Here is a 24,048-nt window from a genome sequence, read left to right as displayed (position 1 = left end):
CGTGCGCTTGGCCGTCGTCCCCAGGCCCAGGCTGTGTTGTTTCATGCGCCATATCGTCTCAGCACTTCAGCTTCCCGCCAAGCACCAGGCCGCGCGATTTCTGCAGACATTCCCTAACGTTCGACGTAAGGGGCTGGGCGCAGGCCAGTCCCCTTGACGGAGCGGTTAGGCAAAGGGGGCCAGAGCACCCAGATGCCTGGAACGCAACGCCACAACCGACGGGTATTTCATGCCGGGCAGCCATGCAAGGTATGCGTAGGTTGAGCTAGAGACTCTCATGACAAATGCTACGACGCTGGCCGGGAGAGAAGAAGGACTTCAGCTACCTCGGTAAAGCGCTGAAAGCTTGCCGTGGCAGAGATGGACAACAGAGTACTACTGGCGGAGACAAAGGAGAGCGATTCCGGCGACCGCGGTGTACTGCCGCGGCCACCCACATGTGCCCAAGCTGACTTGAATACGGCCGGAGTCGCCGCGGACCGTGCGCTGGCCGCCGGAGGACGGACAGCCCACGCCGACGATGAAGCTGGCACCCAGAAACCGTAGACATGTCGCTGAGACTTCACCGGCCCTGCTGCCTTCTGATGCCTAACGTTCGACGTAAGGGGCTGGCCGCAGGCCAGTCCCCTTGACGGAGCGGTTAGGCAGAGCGGGTAGGGCACCGAAATGCCTGCAACGCAATGCTACAACCGACATGCATTTCAAGCCCGGTGGCCCGACGAGGCAGTGACTGGCAAAGCAGAATACTTGCACAACAAGTGCTACGACGCTGGGCGGATGGGACGAAGGATTTCAGCGACCTTGGCAAAGCGCTGGACGGCCGGCTTGTCGGCGCCACTCGGGTAGCCCAGGTGGTGGTCGAGCTCGGCGCCCAGAGCGCGCTCGATCAGCGCCTTCTTGAACGCCATCGACGCGGCGTTGACCGCCTCGCCGCTCATCGGCCCGCTGACCAACTGGTCCAGCAGCTCCTTGGGAATCTTCGGCAGGGCCGCCGACTTCGCAGCTATCGCCGCGTTCTTCAACTTCGTCTTGCTTGGTGGCATAGATGCTCCAGGTCGGTCATGCTATGCCTCGCACACAAAACTCCGGACAAGCTCCCGGCGGCCAGCGCTCGGTCCGCCGCGGCTCCAGCCGTATTCCAGTCAGCATGGGCGCACGTAGGTGGCCGCAGCGGTACACCACGGTCGCCGGAATCGCCCTCGTTGGTCACGGCCGGTGGTACTCTGTGGGCCAACCCTCCCAAGGCGGCCCAGACGGTCAACCAGCGCAACGGCAAGACTGCCAAGACCGTTCTGACCGAGGACGGCCCGCTGCGCATCGATGTGCCCCGCGACCGCGAGTCGAGCTTCGAGCCGCTGCTCATCCCCAAGCACGAGCGGCGCTTCACCGGCTTCGACGACAAGATCATCGCCATGTACGCACGCGGCATGACCGTGCGCGAGATCCAGGGATTCCTCACCGATCAGTACGGGGTCGATGTCAGCCCCGAGTTAATCAGCTGCGTGACCGATGCGGTGATGGCCGAGGTCGGCGCCTGGCAGAGCCGCCCGCTCGATCCGATGTACCCGGTGGTGTTCTTCGACGCGCTGCGCGTGAAGATCCGCGAGGACGCCGTCGTGCGCAACAAGGCGGTCTACCTGGCGCTGGGCGTGTTGCCTGACGGCACCCGCGACATCTTGGGCATGTGGATCGAAGGAACCGAAGGCGCGAAGTTCTGGATGAAGGTGTTCAACGACCTGAAGACTCGCGGCGTCAACGACATCCTGATCGCCGTCACCGATGGCCTGAAGGGCATGCCGGAAGCGCTGGGTGCGGTGTATCCGGCCACGACGCTGCAGACCTGCATCGTGCACCTGATCCGCAACAGCCTCGACTTCGCCAGTTGGAAGGATCGCAAGGGCCTGGCCGCCGCCATCAAGCCGATCTACGCGGCCACCAGTGCCCAGGCCGCCGAGCGCGAACTCGATGCCTTCGAGCAAGGCCCATGGGGACAGAAGTTTCCCACCGTCGTTGCCGCCTGGCGTAGGGCCTGGGACCGCGTGATTCCGTTCTTCGCTTTCCCGCCGGCCGTTCGTCGCGTGATCTACACGACCAATGCGATCGAGAGCATCAACTCGCAGCTTCGCAAGATCATCAAGTCCCGGGGTCACTTCCCCAGCGATGACGCAGCGAACAAGCTCCTCTGGCTCGCCTTGCGCAACATCACGGCCGACTGGGGACGTGCGGCGCACAACTGGAAGGAGGCGATGAATCAATTTGCCATCCTCTATGCGGACCGGTTCACCAAGCCGCTCGCGTAGGATGGAGACCGACTGTCCCACCACGTCGGTCGGTGTCGCAAGCGCCCACCGCCGCCGCGGAGAAGTCTCAGAGCGCCTCAAACACAGAATTTCGGACACTCCCTGGTAGAGGTGGCCCACAGAGTACCACCGGCGTACGCCAGGCGGAGCAACTTGAGACCTTGGCATGCTGCAGCGGTCACCCACATGTGCCCAAGCTGACTTGAATACGGCTGGAGCCGCCACGGACCGTGCGCTGGCCGCCGGAGGACGGACAGCCCACGCTGACGATGAAGCGGGCACCCAGCAGCACGCATTTGCGCAAGAAATCGGCCAGAACTTGCGCAAATGGACGTAGAAGTCCGCGTGGCAGATGCTCTCAGAGCTGTTAATTAACATAATATACATTGTCACGCCAATGATGACGGCGAGCCTGCCATGGCCGCCCAAGGCTCTGCCGTTTCATCGTCCGTCGTTCGCGTTCAACGAAGTCGCCTCGATCAGCACCACTACTGGCATCGCCCTGACATTCACGGCGCCCACCAGTTTCCCGAGATCGTCAACAGCGCTTGAAGGCGGATCGCGTCGCCGTAGTATTCGACGGTGGCTGGGTAGTCGCCGCCGGTGATCGATGTCCACAGGCTGTTCATCCAAGCTTGGCCTTCCGGCCCGCCGAGCATCGCGTTCACCGCCATCGGCGCGGTGAAGACCAGGTCGCGGTGCTTGTCCATCTGCTGGCCATTGGGGCCGTTCTTCACGAAGTAGCCATCGCGAATCTTCTTCGGCACGCCGCCCGTCTTCTCGCGAATCCACTTGGCCATCTGTTGTTGCGAGGCCTTCATGTCGGTGCGGCCATCGTTGAGCCAGGACGCGGCCAATCGCCAGGGGGTGCGGGCTGCGTTCCAGAAGAAGTCGCCATCGTTCTTGGTTTCGAGCCACCTACCAATCACTGGCGAATAGCGTGCGCTGGAGCGCAGCATGAAGTCGGGCATCAGGCCGGTCTGCTCGCTGCCGTGGGTGAACTGGTCGTTGACCGCCTTTGAGATCTCGTCGTAGACCCGGTTCCATTTCGCACTGTTGGCCGAGTCGTAGCGAGCAAAGGCCAGGATGTGGCCGGTCATGAAATCGGACGAGCGCGTGTAGTTCAAATCGGCCCCGCGCGTCCAGTCGCCCACGTTGAGGTTGGAATAAGTGGGGCCGATATCCCATTTCAGGATGTCGTGCATCACCTCCAGCGCACGCGCCTTGTAGTCGATGCTGCCTGTCGAGCCCCATTGCACATGGGCCAGCAGCAGCGCGTAAGCCACATCGAGGTCACCGTCGGTGGCCGAGATCTGCCCTTCCACGTCGGTCATCTTGCCGCCCTTGAGCGTCTGCTTCCATGCCATCAGGTGCGGGCCCCACTTGCTCGGATGCTTGGTGAAGTACCCATACATCGAGTCGAAGGTTTCCTTGTCGGCCATGTAGGCGGCCAGCACCATCCCGTAGCCGTGGGCTTCGGATACGGTGGAGTTGGTGTTGTCGTATTTGATCCAGCTTCCGTCGCCGCCGTCGGTGCGCAGGTAGTTGGTCTTCCACAACGCGTATTGAGAGATCACCTTGGCGTCCATGTCCGCCTGCGACACATGGGTGGGCTTGATCGTGCCGGCGGTGTAGGTCACGTGTTGCGGAAACGGGCGTGCCGCGGCCTGCAGGGCTGATGACGCACGCGCTCGGTCGCTCTCCGGAGCGCTGGCGTGGGCCAGCGTGGTGTCGTCTGCAGAATCGCCACCGCCGCAGGCGGCCAACATGCCGGCGGTGACCAAGGCCAAGGCCAGGCTCGATCGCCGCCCTCTTCTTGGGCTCATGGTTCTCTCTCCTCGTTGATTCGCTTGATGGTTGCTCGTGGGGAGCGACGCGCAGCGTACAGCCCGATTCAGGTTTCGTCTGTTCGGAATTGCTGCGGGCCGCTGCTTCCCAAGCTAACCCGGATCCAACGCGCTCCCCCGCCCCTGCCCCACCCACAACCCCGCTGGTCGCCACAGCATCGTGCCGACCATGGCCGCAGCCACGATCAGGGGGCGCAGCACGCCGGCGTCAAGGCGACCGTCTGACCAGTTCTGCAATGGGCCGACCACGTAGCGCAAGGCCTCTGGCAGGCCCGCCAGCAGCAAGGCGGCGATGACCACGCCGGGAACGCGGCCCGGGCCGCCCAACACCACCATCGCCACCACCATGATCGATTCCTGAAGGCTGAACGCCTCGGGTGAGATGAAGACTTGCCAGGTGCCAAAAACGTAGCCGGTGATGCCCGCCAGGCCCGCGCCCAGGCCAAACGCGGCGAGCTTCAGCCTCCGCACGTCCAATCCCATGGCTTCTGCCGCCGTCTCGTCTTCTCGCATCGCCATCCAGGCGCGGCCGAGACGCGAGGCTTGCACCCGCACGCTCACGGCGATCGCACCTGCGGCGAACGCCAACAGCAGGTACGCATAGAGCGTGACCGGCGCGATCGCCACCGAGCCGATGTGCAGAGGGCGGCCCAGGTCGAGCCCGCCGATGCGGATCGGGTCGATCGGGCCCAGGCCCTTGGCACCTCCGGTCAGGTTGATCGGTTCAACCAGGTTCACCATCAGCAGCCGCACCACCTCGCCGAAGCCCAGCGTGACGATGGCCAGATAGTCGCCCCGCAGCTTCAAGGTCGGCGCGCCGAAGAGCATGCCGCAAGCGGCCGCAAGCGCAGCGCTCAACGGCAACATCAGCCACCAGGGCGCGTGAAGCCCCTGCGGCCACCACGTCAACAGGGCGGGCCACTGCTCCAGCAGATGGGGCGATGCCAACAGGCCGCCGGCGTAGGCGCCCACGGCGTAGAAGGCGATGAAGCCGAGATCCAGCAGGCCAGCGTAGCCCACGACGATGTTCATGCCCAAGGCCAGCACCACATAGAGCAGACAGGTGTCCAGCACCCTCACCCCATGCAGGCCAATCGCCTGCAGGCCCAGTGGAAGCAGCAGCACGAAGAGCAGTGGCAGAGCCGGTGACAACGGCAGGTTCGTCAGGTGGCGTGGCATGGTGCCATACACGCTATCCCGGCTTGAATCATTGAAATCGTCGTTGCACTTCCGTTCATTACGGAACCATGTGCTTCAATCGCTGGCCATCTTTCGGCTTCCTGTTTTGAAGGGCAGCGACATTCATGGACCCACTCAACGGCCTGCTGGCATTTGTCCGAACCGCCGAGCTGGGCAGCTTCGTCGCTGCGGGCCGGGCGCTGCAACGCACACCTTCGGCCATTGGCAAGGCGGTGGCTCGGCTGGAGCAAGACGTGGGTGTCCGCCTGATCCAGCGCAGCACCCGGCGCATGCAGCTCACGGCCGAGGGGAAGCTGTTCCACGAGCGCTGCCGACGCGCGCTCGATGAGCTGGCCGATGCCCGCGCCCTTCTCGTCCAAGCGCAAGCGCAGCCTCGCGGCCTGCTTCGGGTGAGCGCGCCCGTCGTGGGCCACCATTTCCTGCTGCCGCTGCTGCCCGACTTTCTGGTGCGCTACCCCGACGTTGAGGTGGATCTGCACTTCACCGACCGCCCTGTCGACCTGATCGACGATGGCGTCGACATCGCCATCCGCAGTGGCGATCTGGCCGACTCCGGCCTCATCTCACGCCCCTTGCAGGCGTTTCGGCTCGGGCTCTGGGCTTCACCTGACTACTTACGCCGCCGAGGCGCTCCACAGCGGTTGGTTCAGCTGGGCCAACACGACGCCGTGAAGTTTCGCCACCCTCACACCAACAAGCTGCTCGACTGGCCGCTGCCCGATGACGCGGAGCCGGCGGCGGCGGCCATTCGCACAGTGCTGGCCTGCAACCACATCGAAGCCGTGCTGACCGCGGCACTCAAAGGGATTGGCATCGTCTGCCTGCCCGACTTCCTGGTTCGAGAGATGGTGGCGGACGGACGCTTGCGCGCGGTGCTGCCTGACGCCGTGGCTTCGACCGGCCGCTTCAAGGCCCTATGGCAAGGGCAACGGCACCTGTCTCCCAAGGTGCGCGCTTTCGTCGATCATTTGACAGTGCATTTGACAGTGCACTTGCCCGGCTCAACGGGTTGAGGTTGGGCGCGCTATGTAGCGACTGGCCGGTAGCCCGCATCCCGCACCGAAGCCAATGGCTGGAACAGCGGGCTGGGCAAGTCAGACCAACGGAACCAGCCCCATCTCACGCATTTGTCGGGTTCCAGCACCCGCGGCTCGCCTGACTTGCAGCGCGCGGCGACGAAGAGCGTCACGTAGTGTTTTCCGTCGAAGACATCGTTGGAATACGTGCCCCGCGACACCTCTTGAATCTCGAGCCCGGTTTCCTCCAGCACCTCGCGCCGGGCGCATTGCTCAATGCTCTCGCCGAATTCCAAGTGGCCACCTGGCAAACCCCAGGTTCCGGCTCCATGAGCGCCCTGGCGAAGGCCGAGCAGCACCAGGCCTTCGCGAACAACGACAACACCGACGCCGACACGTGGACTTTGGCTGGTCATGACACCCTGGTTGGAAACGGGCCACGGCGGGCCTCGGTGGTTCACAGTGTGGCTGATTCTCCCCGCTCAGCGTGCAGCACGGCCAGCGCATTGCGAGCCGCGGCCACCCCCATCTTCACGTAGGCCTCCGCACTCACCCCACCCACATGAGGGCTGAGCGTCAGCCGCGGATGGCCATGAAACGGATGCGGGGCCGTCATGGGTTCCTTGCAAAAGCTGTCGAGTCCCGCATGTGCCACTTGGCCTGAGTTCAGCGCGTCGAGCAAGTCCAATTCGTCGATCAGTCCACCACGGGCAGTGTTGACGATCAAGACGCCGCGTTTGCAACGCGCCAGCGTCGATCGGTTCAGCAGGCGAGTGTTTTCTGGCGTCAGCGGGCAGTGCAGCGAGATCGCGTCGGCCTCGCGCCAGACCGTATCGAGATCCACCCGTTGAACGTGGCCGGGCACACTTTGGGCAAAAGGATCGACTCCCAACACCCGCATCCCCATCGCATCGGCCATGCGCGCGAAGCGCAGGCCAATGGCACCGAGGCCGATCACGCCGACCGTGCGCCCGTCCAGCTCGACGCTCTGGTGCGTGGCCTTGTCCCAATGGCCCGAATGCATGCGAGCGTTCAGCGTCACCACCGATTTCGCGCAGGCCAGCAGCAACGCCATGGCGTGCTCAGCCACCGCCGCCGCATTGGCGCCCACCGCGGCCACCACCTTGATGCCGCGAGCCCGGGCGGCCGCTTGGTCAATCGTGTCCACGCCGCTGCCGTGCTTGGAGATCACCTTCAGGCTGGGCGCCGCTAGCATCGCGGCTTCGCCCACCTTGCTGTACCGCACGATGATGCCGGCGGGGTCATGCCGGCCACACAACGCCACCACATCGTCTTCAGTGGGCGATGCCCCGGCAAACACCAGCTCACAGCCGTTGAGCAAGGCCATGGCCTGGGGGGCCAGGTCCGCCCCGGTGACCAGAATGACGGGCCTGTTGTCACTCACAGCGCGTCTCCCTCATTCAACACGCCCGCCGCCCGCAGGGCACCCTCGAGCCAAGCCGGTCGGCAGGTGCGCGGGTCCTGAACTTCGACCATGCGCCGCGCTTCCGCCACCAGTTTTTCGGCCGCCAGCGGCAGCAAGGCTGCAACCTTGCCGCGCTCGATGACCGTGACCCCGTCGGCATCCCCCACCACCAGGTCGCCCGGGCACACCGAAACGCCCCCTACCGAGATCGGGTGGTTCACCCGCCCCGGCACGGACTTGGTCGGACCGTTGGGGTTGAGCCCCGCGGCGTACACGGGGATGCCCAACTCCCGAATGGCTTCGCTGTCACGCACCGCGCCGTCGATCACCACACCCGACACACCCAGGACCATGGCCTGCCGGCACATGATCTCGCCCATCAGCGCGCTGGACAGATCGCCCTTGCCATCCACGACCAGCACATCGCCCGGTTTCACCAGCGCCAGCGCCGCGTGAATCATCAGGTTGTCGCCCGGCCGAACCTCCACCGTCACGGCCGGGCCCGCCATCCGCATCTTGGGCGCCAGTGGCGCGATGCGACCACTCAGCGCGCCGCGGCGTCCCGCCACATCGGCCAGGATGGACGCTGCATACCGCCCCGCCTGCTCCACCAAGCGCTGATCGACACGCTCGATCTCGCGAATCAGTTCTGGCGCTTGCGCCGCTTGCCTCATGCCACTCTCCTTCATGGTTTCATGCATCCCGGTCTGCTCGGGCCCCCCGTCACTCGACCTTGATGTTCGATTCCTGCACCACCCTGCCCCAGCGCGGCATGTCGTCCCGGATCAGCGCGGTGAATTGCTCCGGCGTGCCGCCGGCCGGCTCGGCCCCTTCGTCCTGCAGGCGCCGGTTCAGTTCAGGGAGTTGCAAGGCCTTGTTGAACTCGGCGTTCAACCGGGCGATCACCGGCTTGGGCGTCGCGGCCGGTGCCAAAAGGCCGAACCAGCTGCGTGCATCAAAACCCTTGTAGCCGGATTCGGCGATCGTCGGCACGTCGGGCAGATCGTCGACGCGCTTGGCGGAGGTGACCGCCAACGCCCTGACCTTTCCTTGCTTGACTTGGCCCAGCAACGTGGGCACTGAGGACATGTACACGTCCACCTGGCCGCTCAACACGTCGGTCATGGCCGCCGCAGCGCCCTTGTAGGGCACGTGCTGCATCTTGATGTCGGCTGCGCGCTGGAACAGCTCGCCCGTCAGATGGGCGACGGTGCCATTGCCCGGCGAGGCGAAGTTCAACTGGCCGGGCTTTGCCTTGGCCGTCTTCACCACATCGGCCAGGGTCTTGTAGGGCGTGGCCATGCTGGCCACCATCACCAGCGGCGCGTGCGCCAGCAGCACCACCGGCGCGAGGTCTTTCTGGGGGTCGTACGGCAGCTTGGGATAGAGCGTCGGGTTGATGGCCAGGTTGCTCGTCTGACCGATCACCAGCGTGTAGCCATCGGCAGGCGCCTTGGCGACGGCATCCACCCCCAGGTTGCCTCCAGCGCCGGGCCTGTTGTCGATGACGAACACCCAGCCTGTCGCCTTGGCCACGCGCTGGCTGGTTTCGCGCGCAATGATGTCGGTACCGCCGCCCGGCGGAAACGGCACCACGATGCGAATCGGCTTCTCGGGCCAGGCCTGGGCCGCGGCCAACGTGCAGGTGCCCACGCCGGCCAACGCCAGCGAGAAGCACCGAAGGGCTTGAATGCCTTGCATATGTCTCCTGAGTCAAGGCCGCCTCTTTCGCGATATCACGATGGGCGGCACGGCTGTTATGCGAGTTCGGGCTTCAGTATTGGCGCGAGAGTCACTACAGTCCAATCGATTCTTCTTGCCGATCCATCAGTGACACTTTGCCTATGGACCTGAGAGACCTGCGCTATTTCGAGACGATTGCCGAGCTTCAGCACCTGGGGCGCGCCTCTGCCAAACTGCATCGAACCCAACCCGCGCTCACCGGCTGCGTCCGGCGGCTCGAGCAGGATTGCGGCGCCGCGCTGCTGGAAAAGTCAGGCCGTGGGATCCGGCTCACCGAAGCCGGCCGCGTCCTGCTCAAGTGGGCGCAGCGCATCCGATTCGATGCCGAAGACGCTCGGCAGGAGTTGGCAGCCATCGGCCAGGGGCTCACCGGTCACGTGCGCCTGGGCATCGTGCCCACTGCGGCGCAGTACCTTCTTCCATCCGTCGCCCGGCAGTTGCTGAAAGAGGCGCCCGAGGTGACGCTGCGAACCTCGGTGGGGCTGATCGAGACCTTGAAGCCGCAGCTGCGCTCTGGCGAGATCGATCTGATGGTCGGCACCGAGAGCGCGCTGGACGACGGCTTCATCTCTCAGGTGGTGGCCGAAGACGCCATCGTGGTGGCCGCCAGCGCGAAGCACGAGCTGCTGCGCGGCTCGCCCACCTTGAAAGACCTGGTGCCCTACCGCTGGGCGCTTCAGCCCCCTGGAGCCCCCACGCGAGACTGGCTGGACCACGCATTCGATCGCAAGCGCCTTCCGCGTCCGCGGGTGCAGGTGGAATCCACCATGCTGCTGATGCTGCCTGCGCTCATCGAACAGACGGGGCTGTTGAGCTTCATCTCGCGCCACCACTTGCACAGCCGAACAGGCCGCACGCTGCTCAAAGAGATTCCCATCAAGGAAGCGACCATGCATCGCCGCCTGGTGTTGACCCGCCGCGCCAAGGGCTACCTCTCACCCGCTGCCCGTCGCTTGGTGGATCTGTTCGCGGCCGCCGCCACGTCGCCCTGAGCGCGGCCTCAGGGCACCGGAGCAACGCCGAGGCAGGAACGGATTTCCCGCAGCAAGGTGTCGGTATCGATCGGCCGGCGCAGGTAGCGCGCGGCCCCGAGTGCCAGGCCGCGCAGGCGGGCCTCCTCGTCCCAATGGGTGGCCGAGAGGAAGATGAAGGGCACATCCGCCAACCCGGGTTCGCGCTTGACCTGAGCGATGAACTCGAAACCGCTGGATTCGCGCATGCCCACGTCGCTGATGATCAGCTGGGGTCGCTCTTCGCGGGCCAGCATCAGTGCCTCGTCTGGCCGGTCCGCCGTGACCACCCGAAAACCCAGTGGTTCGAGCAAGCTGCGCTTGAGTTGAAGGTTGGCCGGGATGTCGTCCAGCACCAGGATGGTCGCCTCAGTTCCCCGACGCGGACGCGGTTCACCATCGCTGGCGCGTTGCGGCGGTGTCGGCGGCACCGCCAAGCCAGAAACGCGCGAAGCCAAGGTGGCAATGAAAGATGCGGGATCGAGTGGTTTGGAGAGGTAATCGTCAAAGCCGGCAGCAAGAATGCGCTCACGGTCGCCCACCATCGCCTGTGCCGTGATCGCCACCAAGGGGATGTGCTGCCAGTCCGGCGCAGCTTTCACCCGCCGTGCAAACTCATAGCCATCCATGACCGGCATCTGCACATCGCACAAGATGCCGTCAAACGCGGCGTCGTCGGCAAGCACGGACAAGGCCTGCTCGCCGTGCGCGGCAGACACCACTTCGCAGCCGGCCGCTGTCAGAAGGTAGCCCACCAGCGCCAGGTTCATGGCGTTGTCGTCCACCACCAGGATTCGCACTCGGCTCATGCCGCGGCCTCGTCTTGGGCGGGTACCGCCGGCAGGCTCAACCAGAACCGGCTGCCCTGGCCCAGTTGGCTGTCCACCTGGATGGCCGTGTCGTGCAACTCTGCAAGCTTGCGGCACAGGTACAGGCCCAATCCCGTCCCTTCGATGCTGCTTCGGTGCTGCCGGCTCCCTACCTGGCTGAACGCTTCGAACAGGCGCGCCATGTCCGCCTGGCTGATGCCGGAGCCGGTGTCGCACACCCCCATGGCCCAGAGGCCGTCGCTCGCGGGCTCGACGAACAGCTCGACAACGCCGCGTTCGGTGAACTTGATGGCGTTGTTCGCCAGGTTGATCAGGATCTGCTGCAGCGCGCGTCGATCGGCATGGACCCAGGCGGCGGGTTGACTCGCCCGCACCGCGAGTTCCAGCCCTTTGGCGTGTGCAATCGGGCGCAGTGTCGACGCCACCTCGTCCACCAATGCGCGAGCTTCGATGGGCACTCGGTGCATCTGCATTCCGCCGGCGTCGATCTTGGCCACGTCCAGCAAATCATTGATCAGCGACAACAGGTGCTTGCCGCTTTGCTGCACGGTGCTCAGCTGTTTTTCCTGCTCTGCCGTGAGCGGCCCCGGCAATCGCATCAGCAAGATGCCGGTGAAGCCAATGATGGCGTTCAACGGCGTTCGAAGCTCGTGGCTCATCGTCGCCAGGAAGCGATCTTTCGCCTGATTGGCGCGCTGCAGCTCGAGGTTCTTCTCTTCCAGCACCCGCTCCACCCGCCGGCGCTCGCTGATATCGCGAATCGCGCTGAGAGCGAACATACCGAGATCGGTGCGCAACGGGCTGAGGCTGATCTCCACGGGAAACTCCTCTCCGCCGTTGCGCTGGCCATGCAGTTCCAGCCCCTGCCCCATCGGGCGTGCATGGGGGTGGCCCATGTAGCGCTCACGGTGCCGGCCATGGGTGGCGCGGTAGCGCTCAGGCAGCAGTGTTTCCAGCGGCGTACCCACCAACTCAGACGCCCGATAGCCAAACATCTCTTCCGCCTGGGGATTCACCAGCGCGATGCGACCGATCTCGTTGACGACCACCACCGCGTCTGGCATGGAGTCCAGCAGTTGGCTGTAGCGAGCCTCCAGCAACTGAGCATCACGCCGAGTGCGCAGCTGTGAGACGTCGGCCAGGTTGTAGACCTCGCACGCCCCGATCTCGGAGGCCATGCCGATCGGGCGCGAGGCCACATTCACGTACAGCAAGGCGCCAGTGGCGCTGCGGGCCACGGCGTCAAACGAAGCGGACCTTTTTTCAGGTGGCCCGTGGCTGGAGGGCGGGGGCTCGTCGCCTTGAAGAATCAGCTCGGCCAAACGCAGGCCCATCGCCTGTTCGCGCGGATGCCCGAACATCGACTCTGCGGTGCGGTTCCAGAAGCGGATCAGACCCTTTTCATCCACCAGCACGATGGCATCAGGCGAGTCTTCCGCAATCGATTCAAACAAAGCGGCGTCTTTCATGCCAGCCTCGGAGAAGTGCGTGAATCAATGCGAAAGATTGTTCTCTGAACCGGGGCAGTTCGTCCGTTGCCCAGGCCTCAGATAGGGCATTGCGAGTCGAAATGAGGCCTGCCAACGCATCAAAGATGACGTGTCATGGCGCTCCCATGAGCGCCGCCAGCTCAGCCTGATCAGTCCTTTCTCGTCAGGTCACATGTGGCGGACCGGCGGCTGGCCGCAGGGTGCGCAAGCGGCCGCCATCTTCTGGTGGCCCGCTTCAATGGGCGTGGCCGTCTCCGTGCGGGGCGCCACGCGCCCGCGGCGGCACCGCATGCCCGGTAGAGCCTTGTGCACTCAACATGGCCGCGGCTGTGTGCTGGCGCAACCGCTGTGCTGATGGTGCCGCCGCGTACACCCCGGTGCCCCACACGACCTCACCGCCGGTCATCGTCAGCAGCACCCGATTGCGGCCCAGCGCTTCGTCGGGCACGGTGAGGAAATCTCGTTCCAGAACGATGAGGTCGGCGAACTTGCCCACCTCGATCGAGCCCACGAGCTTCTCCATCCTCAGCTGATGCGCCGCGTTCAGTGTGATGGCCGTCAATGCCTCGTCACGCGAGAGTGCCGGATCGGCGTTGATGGGCCCCTCGAAGATCGGCGACAAGCTGGCGGCGCTGTGGGGATTGGTCGGATCGCCAGATCGTGTGACGCCCACCTTGAGTGCCAGGAAGGTGTCGAACGGGTCGATCGGCCAGTCGCTGCCGTGAACGATTCGCGCGCCCGCTCGCTGCAGGCTGCCCGAAGGCTCCATGCGGGCAAACCGTTCGGCGCCCAGATGGTGTTCGGTATCACCGATCGAGTACGGCGCCCGCTGGGCCCACTGGAACGACATTGTCGCCATCACGTCCAGCTCGGCAAAGCGTGGATAGTCGGCCACTGCCACGGTTTCGTCGTGTGCGATGGCGGGCCGAAAGTCTGCGGTCGGTCGGGCCTGGCGGGCAGCTGCCACCGCATCCAAGGTCGTGCGTACAGCACGCTCACCGGTGGCATGCAACTGCAGATCCATCCCGGCATCCACCGCTGACAGCACCAGAGCCTGCAGCGATGCGGGGGTGTAGTAGAGCTGGCCCAGGTTGGTGCCCGGTTCCCATTTCGGTTCGGCATCTGTTCCCGCGTTGCGCCAGTACGGCGTCAGCAGCGCCCCGGTGTCGGCGGGCGCATTCACCACGCCGTCCACAAACACCTTGGTGACCCGGGATCGCACACCTGGCGCAGGGGCGGGCTCGCCCAAGTCGGCTTGGTCGGCCAGCGCCTTGGCCTGGGCGATGGCCTCGGCCGGTGCGCTGTTCGCCACCGCGGGATCGATATTGATCGCGAGGTGGGCACGTGCGGTCAGTTCACCGGCGTCGCGCAGCGTCTTGAACACACGCAGATGGGCATCGCCGGCAGCGGCGTCCATGAACGTGGTGATCCCCTGCTCTCGCATGGCCGCCAGTGCGGCCCGCCCTTGCTTGAGTTGATCCTCTTCGCTGTCGGGCGGGATGGCGGCCTTGAGCTCGAAGCCGGCCGCGTCTTCACAAATGCCCGACGGCGTGCCGTTGGCTTCGCGCAAGAATTTGCCACCGACGGGATCCGGCGTGTGGGCATCGATGCCCGCCACCGTGAATGCTCGCGAGTTTCCCAGCACCGAATGGAAGTCAGCCGAGGTGACGGCGATGGGTCGCGTGGTGTTCAGGGCGTCGAGGGTCGCCCGGGTCGGGTCCGCGTCCAGCGAGGCCGTGGACTGGCGATCCCAGTTCACCGCCTCGAGCCATGCGTCAGGGCCGGCATCCGCCGTGGCATCAATGCAGGCTTGAAGGCGTTGGTTGAGTTGCGCCCTTGTCAGTGGCGCATAGGCCAGATCGCACACCAGCAGTGCTCGGCCGCCGGCCAGCGAATGCAGGTGACCGTCGATGAAGCCTGGCATCAGCATGCGGCCTTCCAGCTCGATCACCTTGGTGCTCGCGCCAATGTGCCGACGTGCGTCTGCATCCGAACCAACAAAGGCGATGCGGCCCTCGCGTACGGCCACTGCCTGGGCGATGCGCCGCTGGCCGTCCATCGTGACCACCTTGCCACCGCGAAACACCACATCCGCGGCTTCGGTGTCATCACCGCTGCTGCAGCCCACCACGGCGGCAACGGCGGTGAAGGCCCCCACCGCGCCGATCCGTGCCCATCTGGAACGTCTCATGTCTCCTCCAACCGCACGCCACACGGCGCACGCCGAAGGTATCGTTCGCGCTCCGGGGCTGACCTCTGCAGATGCAGAGGGGCTCAGCGCGGCCTTGCAGGCCGACGTCCGGCCAGCGCCCGGCCCAGCGCCACCTTGTCGGACACGCCAAGCCGAAGGTAAGCCTCTCGCAGGTAGGTGCGCACGGTCGCGGGCGCGAGGCCGGTCTGGAGGGCAATCTCTTTGTACGACCGGCCTTCGGCATACAGCACCGCCACGCCCATTTCGCGCGGCGGCAGCACGGGCCCGCGATGCTGTGGCTGGATGCTCAGCAACGTCAGCTCACCACAAGCCTGGCTCACCAGGCGACGTCGCCCCAGCTTCAATGCACCGGCACCCTGCGCGAAGGCACCGGCCAAGGGTGCAGGCAGGCGCGAGCCCTCCCACGAAGGGGCGTGCTCCTTCAACAGCAAGGCCATGCGGGCCCCGACGTAAACGAACTCACCGCCTGCGTCGAGCAAGGCATGGTCATCCGCGCCCGTCGCCGTGCCCTCGGACGCAATCAGTGTGGCCACGCGCGCGCCCCACCGTCGCATCAGGTGAGCCGTGAACTGCTGGAAAAGCAGGCTCTGCACGGCGTTATAGGGGGGCGAGCATTGCTGGCGGTACAAGCAGATGTAGTGCAGCAACCCGCTTCCAGGCAGCAGCCGGGTGATGGCCATCACGTGATAGAGATCATGGCGGCGAGCAAAGGCCTCGACGGCAGGCTCGGGGTCGGCGTAACCGACTTCGATCACCACGGTGTCCAACTGCTGCATCGACGACCGTGCGAAACGGTCGCGATGAGAGATGGCGTTCCACTCGCGCGAAAACTCGGCGCTCAGGTTGATGCGACCACTCAGCCAGCTGCGCGGGGCCAGGCCATCCATGCCGCCCGAGCACTCGCCCCACCACGCTGCATCGAACGGCACCACCTGACGCAGGGCGGTGAGCCCCTCGCTCATCAGGCGAGCGGGGGATACAGCCGGCGCCAGCCTATCCAACGCCTGCAGCCCCTCGCTGAAGGCGACGAAGCTCTCACGATCGACACTCAGGCCCGAAGTGGGTGGCGCCATCGATGGCCTGCAGCGCTGCTCTTCAGGGCTTGGCGGGCGCGGTGGGGTCGGGGCGACCGGCTTGGGCTTCCGGCGCTGCAGAGTTCGGGGTTGCTGGCGTGCCGGCGACGAACACCGGGCCGCCCAAGTGCGTGAAATACACCATGCGCTGGCTGTTGGCGAACAGCACGCGGTGCGATGTGAGGAAGTCTGCCCCCAGGATCATTTGGGGGCTGTGGGACAAGGACTCTCCGCCCCAATAGCCCAGATCCTGCCGAGCGGCGCCCCACAGGTTCATCACCGTCAACTTGGTGTTGCGGATCTCCTGCGGACCGATCGCCACCGTCTTGAATGACCCCACCCACGAGGCGATCCGGCGCGAGCCGATGCCGTGGAACAACTGCTCCTTCGCCTCTGGCGGCCTCACCACACCCACTTCTTCGGCGGCCTTGGTATCGATCACCGACACGTCGGCCCCGGTGTCCAGCAGCGCACGCAGCGGCTTGCCGTTGACTTCGACGGTGACCATCGCCCGAAGATCATCTGCCGAGCGGTTGTCCAGCATCTTCAGCACGATGGCATCTTTGTCCCAGTACCCGAGGTAGGTGTCCTTGCAGTCCTGGGGGCGGAACAAATGGATCGTGTTGTCCTTGAGCAGCAACTCGACGTCGTTCTGGAAGAGCACGTTGGCGCCGAGGATGGCGCCAGTGCCTGCGTCGTGCGGCATGTCCCAGATGACGCGCATGCGCATGCGGCCCCATTTGGCTTCACCGACGGTGAACTCCTGGACGCTGGCTTGGTACTCCTGTGATTCACCGCCCACCCCGAAACTGGCGTCATCGGTGTGAGACAGCGACAGCTTGGCCCCCTCGGCCGCAGAGCGCGTCAGCCCGGTGCCATAGGCGCCCGAATCTATCAGCACATTGATCGGATACCCATTGACGGTGCCAGCCATGTGGGGCCTGCCGCTGTCGGTATTCACCTTCAGCGCCGCAAACTTGGAGTAGCGGCAAGCGGCTTCCGCCGCCGGCGCGTACAGCGCGACTGCCAGCGTCCAAGCGGCGGCGAGCGCTACACGCCGGGACATGACACGCCGGGTGGAGCCCCGGGCTTTCTGGCATGGGATGAGCATCTGAATTCCCTCCGCGGCACCGCGCAATGTGGGGCGGCTGTTTGATCGTGTTGAAGTCAACGTTCAGGCCGACTTGAGCTGACTTGAGTGGACTTGAGTGGACTGGAGCCGGCGCCGAGATTGTCGCCAATTTGTCGCAGCCCTCATCGGCCGTGAGCGCCGTTTCAGAGGCATGCCTGCCTCTTCACGGCATCGCGCTGGGCGCGTCAATCCGAACTCGCAGCGGGGCCCGGCGGATGTCGCGTGTTACCGACGCGTCGAGCCACCCTCGGGTGCCTACGCTTGGACCGCCGGCAGTCGAACGCTACATTTCGTTTCGCCAGCAACGGCGCTGGCGACATCGGTCAGAGGAGAGCTCACATGCACAACGTGACGTTGGGTCGTGGCTACCCGGAGTCCACGATCGAAGAAGAACCGATTCTGGGCCGCGTGCTCGCGATGCCGGATGGTCGGATTCAACCCCTCACCTGGCGCGATCGCATGATGTTGAGCCTGGGGCTCACCGATGCGCGCCAACTTGCCACCAAGTATTTCGGCCCCGCATCCGCAGCGGCCCTTCCCGGCCACTGAGGCCGCGTGCTTCTGGCGGCGCCAGGCGGGCCAGAGAGCTCGTCAGGCGTCGACCAGATCCAGCATCTGCCGGTGGATGTTGGCGCCCGTGATGGTCAGCCGCAAAGTGCCGCCATCCCACTTGAGCCAGTCCAGCGCGACATAGTCGTCGACGTGGTCGGGCGGAATCTGCGCTGCTCGACGGCGGTGCAACAGGTCGACCGTCTCAGGCAAGGCTGCGCGCAATGCGTGGAGGCGCTGACGCGTCAGGGCTTGGGCAGGCATGAAGAGTCTCCTGGGGCGTGAGTTGGGAACGGTTCTCAAGCCGAGCTACGGCCCGAGAGGCTCCGCCATGGTGCCCGGGGGCCTATGCCCGCCCCGCCAGCCTGAGGCTCATTCCCGTGTCAGACGATGCCTACAGCCACCGCGTTCGGCGTGCCCGGCCGCCGCTGGCTGCTGACGCTCGTCATCGCACCGGCCAAAGCAAAAACGGGGACGCGCCGGCCCCGTACTGCTTTGGATGACTTGTTCATGGAGCACGCTGTCTGGGCGACACCCGTTCGGCATGCTCAGCGTTGGTACCGGGGGTTGCGGAGGATTCGGAAGGGCATGGCCGCCCGCGGCGTCTCGGCCCTGCCGTGCGCGGTCCGCTGCTCTACGGTAGCCAGAACCGGTCCTCGCCACCCTCACCCCGCCTGGACATCCCGCTCACGCGGGAGCTGGGGTGAAGTCAAAGGGCGTCGGCCTCTTCTTCGTCCGCCGCGAGGTCGATCTCGCGGTCGTAAGCGGCGAGATCGGCACCCTGCACCTTGGGGATCAGCGGCCGGTCCAACGGGCGGCAGACTCGGCGCTGCAGCCGGTTCAATCGATCGGAACGCTCCACGGCCTGCAGGATGGCCTCGGGGTCCATCATCATCGTGAACGGGTTGATGGCGTTTTGGGCGTGACGCATGAGCTTCTCCGGGGTGGCAGGCTTCGGCGCGAAGCCCATGCGGCGAACTGTAGGGAAGCTGCTTTCTCGGCGACAGTCGGCCGACAGACAAGCCGCGTGTCGGAAAAAGACTGACAAGCTCACCGACTTACCCGACGCCGGGGTTGGTGGGCCAGCAGCACGCCGTGAAACCTTCCGATCACCGGCTCGCCCGCCTGACACCACGTCCACCCATCGGCGTGCGCGAAGTCACAAGATTCGGGTTATCCCTAGGATCTGTCTTGAAACTGTCGCCGAGAGCTGTCACAGTTACGGCACTGCAGCAAATTGCTAGCAGCAAACCGGGGTGAAGGCAATTGGCCAGAACCCCGAAATCCGGCAGGGCTCGCCAGAAGCGGGCCCGCTGGGCGGCCAAGACGGCCATGCAGGCTGTCCGCGGCCGACACAACAAACCACCAACCTCAAAAGGGCCACGAAAATGACACAACGTCTGAAGAACCTCCTGTCGAACACCAACGCCCAGCTGGGCTACTCGCACTTTGACGCGATGCTGGTGATCGCCGTTCTCGGCTACTTCGCGCTCGCACTGGCCGATCTGGCCGGCCTCAAGGGCTGATTCCCCTTCTCTACCGCCCCGGCAACGCTCATCAAGGCCGCCCGCGCCGGGCAATGGCCTCCAGGCGCTCTGCCAGCCGGCTCCTGTCGGCCTTGCCGGCGTAGTCCACCGCAGAGAGCCCTGCCTGATTGCGCAGGGTGACATCCGCACCGCGCAGGGCCAGCAGCTCCGCCGCATCCACACTACCGAAACCCGCCGCCATCATGAGCGGCGTGTTGCCATTGGGCGCCCGAGGATCGATCTCGGCGTGTAGATCCAGCAGCAACCGGGTGGGCGCCGGTTCGGTGCCGGACGCGGCGTAGTGCAGGGGTGTCCAGCCGGGGCGATTGATTTGCGCCCCGCGATCGATCAACTGCTTCATCGCATCCAGGCGGCCCCGAAGCGCGGCCATCATCAGCAGCGTCTCACCCACGGGGCTGGTGGCCTCCACCTCGAGCTGCGGGTGCTTCAACAGCAGCTCCGCCACGTCGAACGAGTGCTCGCGCAGCGCGATGTACAGGCCGTGCAGCCCTTCCGGGTTGCGCGCATTCACGTCGAACCCCTTGGCCAGCAAGGGGGCGACGATGCCGGGGCGATCCAGTGCGATGCCGAGGAAGAAGTCTTCGTACGAACCGGCACGAGCGACCGACGCCCAGCCGGCGCTGGCCGTCAAGACCCCCAGTGCCAGGCCGCGTGTGGCCAAACGGCGATTCACCATGCCAAGGCCTCCGCTCAGCCTTGAAGGGCGGGCACCGACACCCCGAACAGACGCTCGAAGTTGCGAGTCGTCACCGCCGCGATCTCCTCCACCGACACCTGCTTCTCGGCTGCCAGCACCGCCGCCACGTGGGGCACGTAGGCTGGGCTGTTCGTCTTGCCGCGGTAAGGCACGGGCGCCAGGTACGGGCTGTCGGTTTCTATCAGGCAACGATCGAGCGGCACGAAACGGGCCACCTCGCGCAGATCGGCTGCGTTGCGGAAGCTGACGATGCCGGAGAACGAGATGTGGAAGCCAAGGTCGAGGGCGGCACGGGCGACATCCATCGTCTCGGTGAAACAGTGGAAGACGCCGCCGACATCGCTGCCCGGCTGGCCGGCACCTTCGTCCTTCAAGATGGCGACGGTGTCGTCGCTGGCGCTGCGGGTGTGGATGATCAGGGGCAACTTCATGCGCCGCGCCGCCCCGATGTGGCGCCGGAACCGATCGCGTTGCCACGCCATGTCGGCAACGCTGCGGCCGTTGAGCCGGTAGTAGTCGAGCCCGGTTTCGCCGATGGCGATGACCTTCGGGCGGCCCGCCCACTCGCACAGCAGGGCCTCGTCGGGCTCGGCCAGGCCCTCGGTGTCGGGGTGAACACCGACGCTGGCCCACAGGTTGTGGTGGTCGAGCGCCAGCTGATGGACCTGATCGAACTCTTCCAGCGTGGTGCAAATGCACAAGGCGGCGGCCACCCGGGCCTCGCGCATGTCGCCGAGGATGCGAGGCAGGTTCTCACGCAGCTCAGGGAAGCTCAGATGGCAGTGAGAATCGACAAACATGGTTCAGAAATACAAACAAGCCCATGGGGCCGCGCCTGCCATGCCCCAGCGGCCGATGACTCGACGGTCGGGATCCTTCCCGTCGTGTGAAGGGCTTCAGGATCTCAGATCGTCTGAGTCGGCTTGGACGACTGAATCGATGTGCCGAGGATTTCCTCGATCTTCATCTTCAGCTGGCGGGTCTTGTCGTCGTTCGGGAAACGAACGCCGACACCCTGGGTGCGACCGCCCGAGGTATTCGGGGGCGTGATCCATCCCACCTTCCCGGCCACGGGGTAGCGCTGCGGATCACCGGGCAGGGACAGCAGCAGGTAGATGTCGTCGCCCAACTGGTACTCGCGCGTCGACGGGACGAACAGCCCGCCTTCGGAAAACACCGAGACGTAGGCGGCGTACAGCGCGCCCTTCTCGCGAAACACCAGCTGAATGACACTCGGCCGCGCCGCGCCAGCGGGGGCTGAAGGAAGGGGACGGCCGTCGACATCGCTCATGGCTGCAGTGTATCCAGGCTGTGCGGGATCATCCCGCGCTCCACACCCGCTGCGCCTGCGCCACGAGGGCTTCGACACGCAACGGCGCGTTCCAGGGGTGTTCATCGTGGCGCGCCACCCGGGCCAATTCGCGTGACCAGTCCGCCAGCCCGGCGATTTCCGCGCCCAGAGGCACCTGGCCGGGCATGAAGAAGCGCGGCGCGCCACCAGCGGCCTGCGCCATCGCGTCATGGCAAACCTGCTGCAGCACCCGCACAGCGCGCGGCAATGGCATGGCGGCCAATGCACGGCTGTCGCCCTGCGCCACCTGGGCCGGCAACTGGCCCCACACCGTCGCATCCAGGCCTTCGTCGAGCAGTGCCTTGGCGGCCAAGGGCTCGCCGCCACTGGCGCGCAGCAACGCGGCGGCACCGGCCACGCCCTGGCGCGTCAGCCACGCTTCGGCCGCGGCCAAGTCGGGTGGCTCGAGCCGGACGCGCTGGCAGCGGCTGCGCACCGTGGGCAACAGGCGCTCTGGATCGTCGACGCACAGCAGCAGACGGGTGCCGGCAGCCGGCTCTTCCAGCGTCTTGAGCAGCGCGTTGGCCGAGGTGACGTTCATCGCGTCGGCCGGATAGAACAGCAGCACCTTGCCGCGGCCCCGGCCAGAGCTGGTGTGCGCCCAGTCGATGGCCGCGCGTACCGCGTCGATCTTGATTTCGCGGCTGGGCTTGCGCTTGCTCTTGCCACCCTCGCCGCCCTCACTGTCACCGTCGTCGCCAGCGTCGGACCAACCCAGCGCCAGTTGCGTCGCTTCGGGCATCAGCACCTTCAGGTCGGGGTGGCTGTGTGCCACGGTCAGGTGGCAGCTCGGACACTCGCCGCACGGTCCGGGCCCGTTTTCACACAGCCAGGCCTGGGCGACCCGCCAGGCCAGCTCCCACTGGCCCGAGCCGGCACCGCCGTGGAGGATGAGGGCATGGCTGCGGGGGTGGTCGCGCAATTGGGCCAATGGCTCGGCCAGCCAGGGCAGGTCTCGCTCGTCAAGCACCGTGGGAGCCTCGCACAGTCTGGCAGACCACCTCAAGGACCGCCTCGCGAACCGAGGCCATGTCGGCATCGGCGTTGATGCGCCGCACCCGCCCGGGATCGGCGGCCGCCCGCGCGGCATAGCCCGAACGCACCCGTTCGAAGAAGGCTTCGGCCTCCCGCTCCAGCCGATCCGGCTCACGCGACGCGGCGCGGCGCTGCGCCGCCACCGCAGGAGGCACGTCGAACCACAGCGTCAGGTCAGGCTGAACGCCCTGCTGCACCCACTGCTCCAGCGTTGCCAGCACTTGGAGGTCGAAACCGCGTCCAGCGCCCTGATAGGCGAAGGTGGCGTCGGTGAAACGGTCGCACAACACGGTCAGGCCCGCGGCCAAGGCTGGCTCGATTCGGGTGACCAGGTGGTCGCGTCGCGCCGCGAAGACCAGCAGCGCCTCGCTGAGCGCGTCCATCGGTTCGTGCAGGAAAAGCTCGCGCAGCTTCTCGGCCAGCGGTGTGCCGCCCGGCTCACGCGTCAGCAGCAACTGTTCGCCCTGTGCGCGCAGCGCGTCGGCCACCGCCTCGATGTGCGTCGACTTGCCGGCACCATCGATGCCTTCAAAAGTGATGAAACGCCCTCGGGTGGTCACTTGCGCGGGCCTTTCTGATACTGGTTCACCGCGCGATTATGGTCGTCGAGGTTCTCTGAGAAGACACTGGAGCCATCGCCCCGCGCCACGAAATAGAGCGCCTTGGTGGATTCAGGCCGAACCACCGCCTGCAACGAGGCCAGCCCGGGCATCGAAATCGGTGTCGGCGGCAGGCCGGCCCGGGTGTAGGTGTTCCACGGCGTGTCGGTGGTCAGGTCGGTACGCCGCAGGTTGCCGTCGAAGCGGGCGCCGATACCGTAGATCACGGTCGGGTCGCTCTGCAGCGGCATGCCCAGCTTGAGTCGGTTGACGAAGACGGCCGCGATCCGCCCGCGGTCACTGGCGGTGCCGGTTTCCTTCTCGACGATCGACGCCAGCACCAGCGCCGCCTGCGGGTTGGGCAGGGGCAAGCCCTCGACACGGCTGGCCCAAGTCTCATCGAGCCGGCGGGTCATGGCCGCCACGGCACGCCGCAGCACCGTCATGTCGCTCACGCCGCGGCTGTAGGCATAGGTGTCGGGAAAGACCCGGCCCTCGATCACACCGTCGGGCAGATCCAGCAGCTTGGCGACCTGCTCATCGGACAACACTGAGATCGTCTGTTTCAAATGAGGCGCCTCGGTGAGCGCCTGGCGCACCTGCCGGAAGGTCCAGCCGTCGATGAAACGCAGGTTCTCGAGGGTCTCGTCGCCCCGCACCATCTTGTCGAGCAGTGCCCGCGGTGAGGTGCCCGGGCCGATTTCGTAGCTGCCAGCGCGGATCTTGCGCGCCTGGCCGGACCACCTGAACCACTGGTACAGCAGCTCCGGCGGCGCCTGCACCCCGGCGTCGACCCACAAACGCACGATCTCGCGCACCGGCGTGCCAGGCTCGATGGAAACCTCGGCCTGCTCGCCGCGAAGCGCCAGCGGGCGCTCGAGCCACCACCAGCCGGCGGCGACCAGCCCCGCCAGCAACACCAGCGTGGCAACCAGAAACTTGCGCAGCCACTTCATGCTGCCGACGGTATCCCCAAGGGCCTTGCGAACAT

The 24,048-nt window shown here is 65.7% G+C and carries 23 protein-coding genes and 2 pseudogenes; 5 read left to right on the top strand and 20 right to left on the bottom strand.

The window, feature by feature from the left end; genetic code table 11:
- Window positions 1-821: 821 nt before the first annotated feature.
- Window positions 822-1,043 (bottom strand): annotated as a pseudogene (locus AACH06_RS24530) (IS256 family transposase); the annotation flags it as partial.
- Window positions 1,044-1,241: 198 nt separating this feature from the next.
- Here AACH06_RS24530 and AACH06_RS24525 point away from each other — a divergent pair.
- Window positions 1,242-2,300 (top strand): annotated as a pseudogene (locus AACH06_RS24525) (IS256 family transposase); the annotation flags it as partial.
- Window positions 2,301-2,809: 509 nt separating this feature from the next.
- Here the strand turns inward: AACH06_RS24525 and AACH06_RS24520 are convergent.
- Both AACH06_RS24520 and AACH06_RS24515 read right to left on the bottom strand, forming a co-directional pair.
- On the bottom strand, window positions 2,810-4,126 hold the full coding sequence (locus tag AACH06_RS24520; RefSeq protein ID WP_341428425.1) for a family 8 glycosyl hydrolase: 1,317 nt from the start codon (window positions 4,124-4,126) through the stop codon (window positions 2,810-2,812).
- Window positions 4,127-4,240: 114 nt separating this feature from the next.
- Window positions 4,241-5,326, bottom strand: a complete 1,086-nt coding sequence (locus AACH06_RS24515) for a branched-chain amino acid ABC transporter permease (protein ID WP_341428424.1) — start codon at window positions 5,324-5,326, stop codon at window positions 4,241-4,243.
- Window positions 5,327-5,451: 125 nt separating this feature from the next.
- Here AACH06_RS24515 and AACH06_RS24510 point away from each other — a divergent pair, with 125 nt between their 5' ends.
- Window positions 5,452-6,360, top strand: coding sequence for a LysR family transcriptional regulator (locus tag AACH06_RS24510; protein WP_341428423.1), 909 nt, complete (start codon window positions 5,452-5,454; stop codon window positions 6,358-6,360).
- Between the two features lie 11 nt (window positions 6,361-6,371).
- Here the strand turns inward: AACH06_RS24510 and AACH06_RS24505 are convergent, their stop codons facing one another.
- Genes AACH06_RS24505 through AACH06_RS24490 form a run of 4 tightly spaced genes read right to left on the bottom strand, consistent with a single transcriptional unit; the run spans window position 6,372 to window position 9,490 of the window.
- On the bottom strand, window positions 6,372-6,779 hold the full coding sequence (locus tag AACH06_RS24505; RefSeq protein WP_341428422.1) for a nucleotide triphosphate diphosphatase NUDT15: 408 nt from the start codon (window positions 6,777-6,779) through the stop codon (window positions 6,372-6,374).
- 41 nt (window positions 6,780-6,820) lie between these two features.
- Window positions 6,821-7,768 carry an NAD(P)-dependent oxidoreductase gene (locus AACH06_RS24500; protein ID WP_341428421.1) on the bottom strand — a complete coding sequence of 316 codons (948 nt, stop codon included), beginning with the start codon at window positions 7,766-7,768 and terminating at the stop codon, window positions 6,821-6,823.
- A complete protein-coding gene (locus tag AACH06_RS24495) occupies window positions 7,765-8,463 on the bottom strand; it encodes an RraA family protein (protein WP_341428420.1) in 699 nt (232 codons plus the stop codon). Before AACH06_RS24495 ends, AACH06_RS24500 begins: the two co-directional genes overlap by 4 nt.
- 49 nt (window positions 8,464-8,512) lie before the next feature.
- Window positions 8,513-9,490 carry a Bug family tripartite tricarboxylate transporter substrate binding protein gene (locus AACH06_RS24490; protein WP_341428419.1) on the bottom strand — a complete coding sequence of 326 codons (978 nt, stop codon included), beginning with the start codon at window positions 9,488-9,490 and terminating at the stop codon, window positions 8,513-8,515.
- A 143-nt stretch (window positions 9,491-9,633) separates the two neighbouring features.
- Here AACH06_RS24490 and AACH06_RS24485 point away from each other — a divergent pair, with 143 nt between their 5' ends.
- The gene (locus tag AACH06_RS24485) at window positions 9,634-10,524 is read left to right on the top strand and encodes a LysR family transcriptional regulator (RefSeq protein WP_341428418.1); all 891 of its coding nucleotides are present in this window, start codon (window positions 9,634-9,636) and stop codon (window positions 10,522-10,524) included.
- A gap of 8 nt (window positions 10,525-10,532) precedes the next feature.
- On the opposite strand, the gene AACH06_RS24480 is transcribed toward AACH06_RS24485, so the two are convergent.
- The 5 genes from AACH06_RS24480 to AACH06_RS24460 all read right to left on the bottom strand — a co-directional run bounded on the left by AACH06_RS24480 (window position 10,533) and on the right by AACH06_RS24460 (window position 17,213).
- A complete protein-coding gene (locus AACH06_RS24480) occupies window positions 10,533-11,351 on the bottom strand; it encodes a response regulator (protein ID WP_341428417.1) in 819 nt (272 codons plus the stop codon).
- Window positions 11,348-12,841, bottom strand: coding sequence for a PAS domain-containing sensor histidine kinase (locus tag AACH06_RS24475; protein WP_341428416.1), 1,494 nt, complete (start codon window positions 12,839-12,841; stop codon window positions 11,348-11,350). Before AACH06_RS24475 ends, AACH06_RS24480 begins: the two co-directional genes overlap by 4 nt.
- A 256-nt stretch (window positions 12,842-13,097) precedes the next feature.
- Window positions 13,098-15,053, bottom strand: a complete 1,956-nt coding sequence (locus AACH06_RS24470; RefSeq protein ID WP_341428415.1) for an amidohydrolase — start codon at window positions 15,051-15,053, stop codon at window positions 13,098-13,100.
- An 83-nt stretch (window positions 15,054-15,136) separates the two neighbouring features.
- On the bottom strand, window positions 15,137-16,147 hold the full coding sequence (locus AACH06_RS24465; protein ID WP_341428414.1) for a helix-turn-helix transcriptional regulator: 1,011 nt from the start codon (window positions 16,145-16,147) through the stop codon (window positions 15,137-15,139).
- Window positions 16,148-16,169: 22 nt separating this feature from the next.
- Window positions 16,170-17,213 carry a pepsin/retropepsin-like aspartic protease family protein gene (locus tag AACH06_RS24460; RefSeq protein WP_341428413.1) on the bottom strand — a complete coding sequence of 348 codons (1,044 nt, stop codon included), beginning with the start codon at window positions 17,211-17,213 and terminating at the stop codon, window positions 16,170-16,172.
- Between the two features lie 405 nt (window positions 17,214-17,618).
- On the opposite strand from AACH06_RS24460, the gene AACH06_RS24455 reads away from it, so the two are divergent.
- Window positions 17,619-17,828, top strand: a complete 210-nt coding sequence (locus tag AACH06_RS24455; RefSeq protein ID WP_341428412.1) for a hypothetical protein — start codon at window positions 17,619-17,621, stop codon at window positions 17,826-17,828.
- Window positions 17,829-17,870: 42 nt separating this feature from the next.
- Here AACH06_RS24455 and AACH06_RS24450 read toward each other — a convergent pair whose 3' ends face one another.
- Window positions 17,871-18,092, bottom strand: a complete 222-nt coding sequence (locus tag AACH06_RS24450) for a hypothetical protein (RefSeq protein ID WP_341428411.1) — start codon at window positions 18,090-18,092, stop codon at window positions 17,871-17,873.
- A gap of 445 nt (window positions 18,093-18,537) precedes the next feature.
- A complete protein-coding gene (locus tag AACH06_RS24445; RefSeq protein ID WP_341428410.1) occupies window positions 18,538-18,759 on the bottom strand; it encodes a hypothetical protein in 222 nt (73 codons plus the stop codon).
- 457 nt (window positions 18,760-19,216) lie between these two features.
- Here AACH06_RS24445 and AACH06_RS24440 point away from each other — a divergent pair, with 457 nt between their 5' ends.
- Window positions 19,217-19,354: a hypothetical protein gene (locus tag AACH06_RS24440; RefSeq protein ID WP_341428409.1), complete on the top strand. Its 138-nt coding sequence runs from the start codon at window positions 19,217-19,219 to the stop codon at window positions 19,352-19,354.
- Between the two features lie 31 nt (window positions 19,355-19,385).
- On the opposite strand, the gene AACH06_RS24435 is transcribed toward AACH06_RS24440, so the two are convergent.
- The 6 genes from AACH06_RS24435 to mltG form a co-directional block, all read right to left on the bottom strand.
- Window positions 19,386-20,051, bottom strand: coding sequence for an ankyrin repeat domain-containing protein (locus tag AACH06_RS24435; RefSeq protein WP_341428408.1), 666 nt, complete (start codon window positions 20,049-20,051; stop codon window positions 19,386-19,388).
- A gap of 14 nt (window positions 20,052-20,065) precedes the next feature.
- Window positions 20,066-20,872, bottom strand: a complete 807-nt coding sequence (locus tag AACH06_RS24430; RefSeq protein ID WP_341428407.1) for a TatD family hydrolase — start codon at window positions 20,870-20,872, stop codon at window positions 20,066-20,068.
- Window positions 20,873-20,976: 104 nt separating this feature from the next.
- Window positions 20,977-21,363, bottom strand: a complete 387-nt coding sequence (locus tag AACH06_RS24425; RefSeq protein ID WP_341428406.1) for a PilZ domain-containing protein — start codon at window positions 21,361-21,363, stop codon at window positions 20,977-20,979.
- A 28-nt stretch (window positions 21,364-21,391) separates the two neighbouring features.
- A complete protein-coding gene (locus tag AACH06_RS24420; RefSeq protein ID WP_341428405.1) occupies window positions 21,392-22,393 on the bottom strand; it encodes a DNA polymerase III subunit delta' in 1,002 nt (333 codons plus the stop codon).
- Window positions 22,386-23,018: a dTMP kinase gene (tmk, locus tag AACH06_RS24415; RefSeq protein ID WP_341428404.1), complete on the bottom strand. Its 633-nt coding sequence runs from the start codon at window positions 23,016-23,018 to the stop codon at window positions 22,386-22,388. Before tmk ends, AACH06_RS24420 begins: the two co-directional genes overlap by 8 nt.
- On the bottom strand, window positions 23,015-24,013 hold the full coding sequence (gene mltG, locus AACH06_RS24410) for an endolytic transglycosylase MltG (protein WP_341428403.1): 999 nt from the start codon (window positions 24,011-24,013) through the stop codon (window positions 23,015-23,017). The genes tmk and mltG overlap by 4 nt, the downstream gene beginning before the upstream one ends.
- Window positions 24,014-24,048 lie beyond the last annotated feature (35 nt).

The sequence above is a fragment of the Ideonella lacteola genome (assembly GCF_038066555.1).
GTDB lineage: Bacteria > Pseudomonadota > Gammaproteobacteria > Burkholderiales > Burkholderiaceae_C > Ideonella > Ideonella lacteola.
This window is presented reverse-complemented; position numbering and strand designations above follow the sequence as displayed.

What these genes read in the sequence shown, in the direction of transcription:
- AACH06_RS24520 (WP_341428425.1), bottom strand. Translation starts at nt 4,126, where the DNA reads ATGAGCCCAAGAAGAGGGCGGCGATCGAGCCTGGCCTTGGCCTTGGTC.
- AACH06_RS24515 (WP_341428424.1), bottom strand. Translation starts at nt 5,326, where the DNA reads ATGCCACGCCACCTGACGAACCTGCCGTTGTCACCGGCTCTGCCACTG.
- AACH06_RS24510 (WP_341428423.1), top strand. Translation starts at nt 5,452, where the DNA reads ATGGACCCACTCAACGGCCTGCTGGCATTTGTCCGAACCGCCGAGCTG.
- AACH06_RS24505 (WP_341428422.1), bottom strand. Translation starts at nt 6,779, where the DNA reads ATGACCAGCCAAAGTCCACGTGTCGGCGTCGGTGTTGTCGTTGTTCGC.
- AACH06_RS24495 (WP_341428420.1), bottom strand. Translation starts at nt 8,463, where the DNA reads ATGAGGCAAGCGGCGCAAGCGCCAGAACTGATTCGCGAGATCGAGCGT.
- AACH06_RS24490 (WP_341428419.1), bottom strand. Translation starts at nt 9,490, where the DNA reads ATGCAAGGCATTCAAGCCCTTCGGTGCTTCTCGCTGGCGTTGGCCGGC.
- AACH06_RS24485 (WP_341428418.1), top strand. Translation starts at nt 9,634, where the DNA reads ATGGACCTGAGAGACCTGCGCTATTTCGAGACGATTGCCGAGCTTCAG.
- AACH06_RS24480 (WP_341428417.1), bottom strand. Translation starts at nt 11,351, where the DNA reads ATGAGCCGAGTGCGAATCCTGGTGGTGGACGACAACGCCATGAACCTG.
- AACH06_RS24475 (WP_341428416.1), bottom strand. Translation starts at nt 12,841, where the DNA reads ATGAAAGACGCCGCTTTGTTTGAATCGATTGCGGAAGACTCGCCTGAT.
- AACH06_RS24470 (WP_341428415.1), bottom strand. Translation starts at nt 15,053, where the DNA reads ATGAGACGTTCCAGATGGGCACGGATCGGCGCGGTGGGGGCCTTCACC.
- AACH06_RS24465 (WP_341428414.1), bottom strand. Translation starts at nt 16,147, where the DNA reads ATGGCGCCACCCACTTCGGGCCTGAGTGTCGATCGTGAGAGCTTCGTC.
- AACH06_RS24460 (WP_341428413.1), bottom strand. Translation starts at nt 17,213, where the DNA reads ATGTCCCGGCGTGTAGCGCTCGCCGCCGCTTGGACGCTGGCAGTCGCG.
- AACH06_RS24455 (WP_341428412.1), top strand. Translation starts at nt 17,619, where the DNA reads ATGCACAACGTGACGTTGGGTCGTGGCTACCCGGAGTCCACGATCGAA.
- AACH06_RS24450 (WP_341428411.1), bottom strand. Translation starts at nt 18,092, where the DNA reads ATGCCTGCCCAAGCCCTGACGCGTCAGCGCCTCCACGCATTGCGCGCA.
- AACH06_RS24445 (WP_341428410.1), bottom strand. Translation starts at nt 18,759, where the DNA reads ATGCGTCACGCCCAAAACGCCATCAACCCGTTCACGATGATGATGGAC.
- AACH06_RS24440 (WP_341428409.1), top strand. Translation starts at nt 19,217, where the DNA reads ATGACACAACGTCTGAAGAACCTCCTGTCGAACACCAACGCCCAGCTG.
- AACH06_RS24435 (WP_341428408.1), bottom strand. Translation starts at nt 20,051, where the DNA reads ATGGTGAATCGCCGTTTGGCCACACGCGGCCTGGCACTGGGGGTCTTG.
- AACH06_RS24430 (WP_341428407.1), bottom strand. Translation starts at nt 20,872, where the DNA reads ATGTTTGTCGATTCTCACTGCCATCTGAGCTTCCCTGAGCTGCGTGAG.
- AACH06_RS24425 (WP_341428406.1), bottom strand. Translation starts at nt 21,363, where the DNA reads ATGAGCGATGTCGACGGCCGTCCCCTTCCTTCAGCCCCCGCTGGCGCG.
- mltG (WP_341428403.1), bottom strand. Translation starts at nt 24,013, where the DNA reads ATGAAGTGGCTGCGCAAGTTTCTGGTTGCCACGCTGGTGTTGCTGGCG.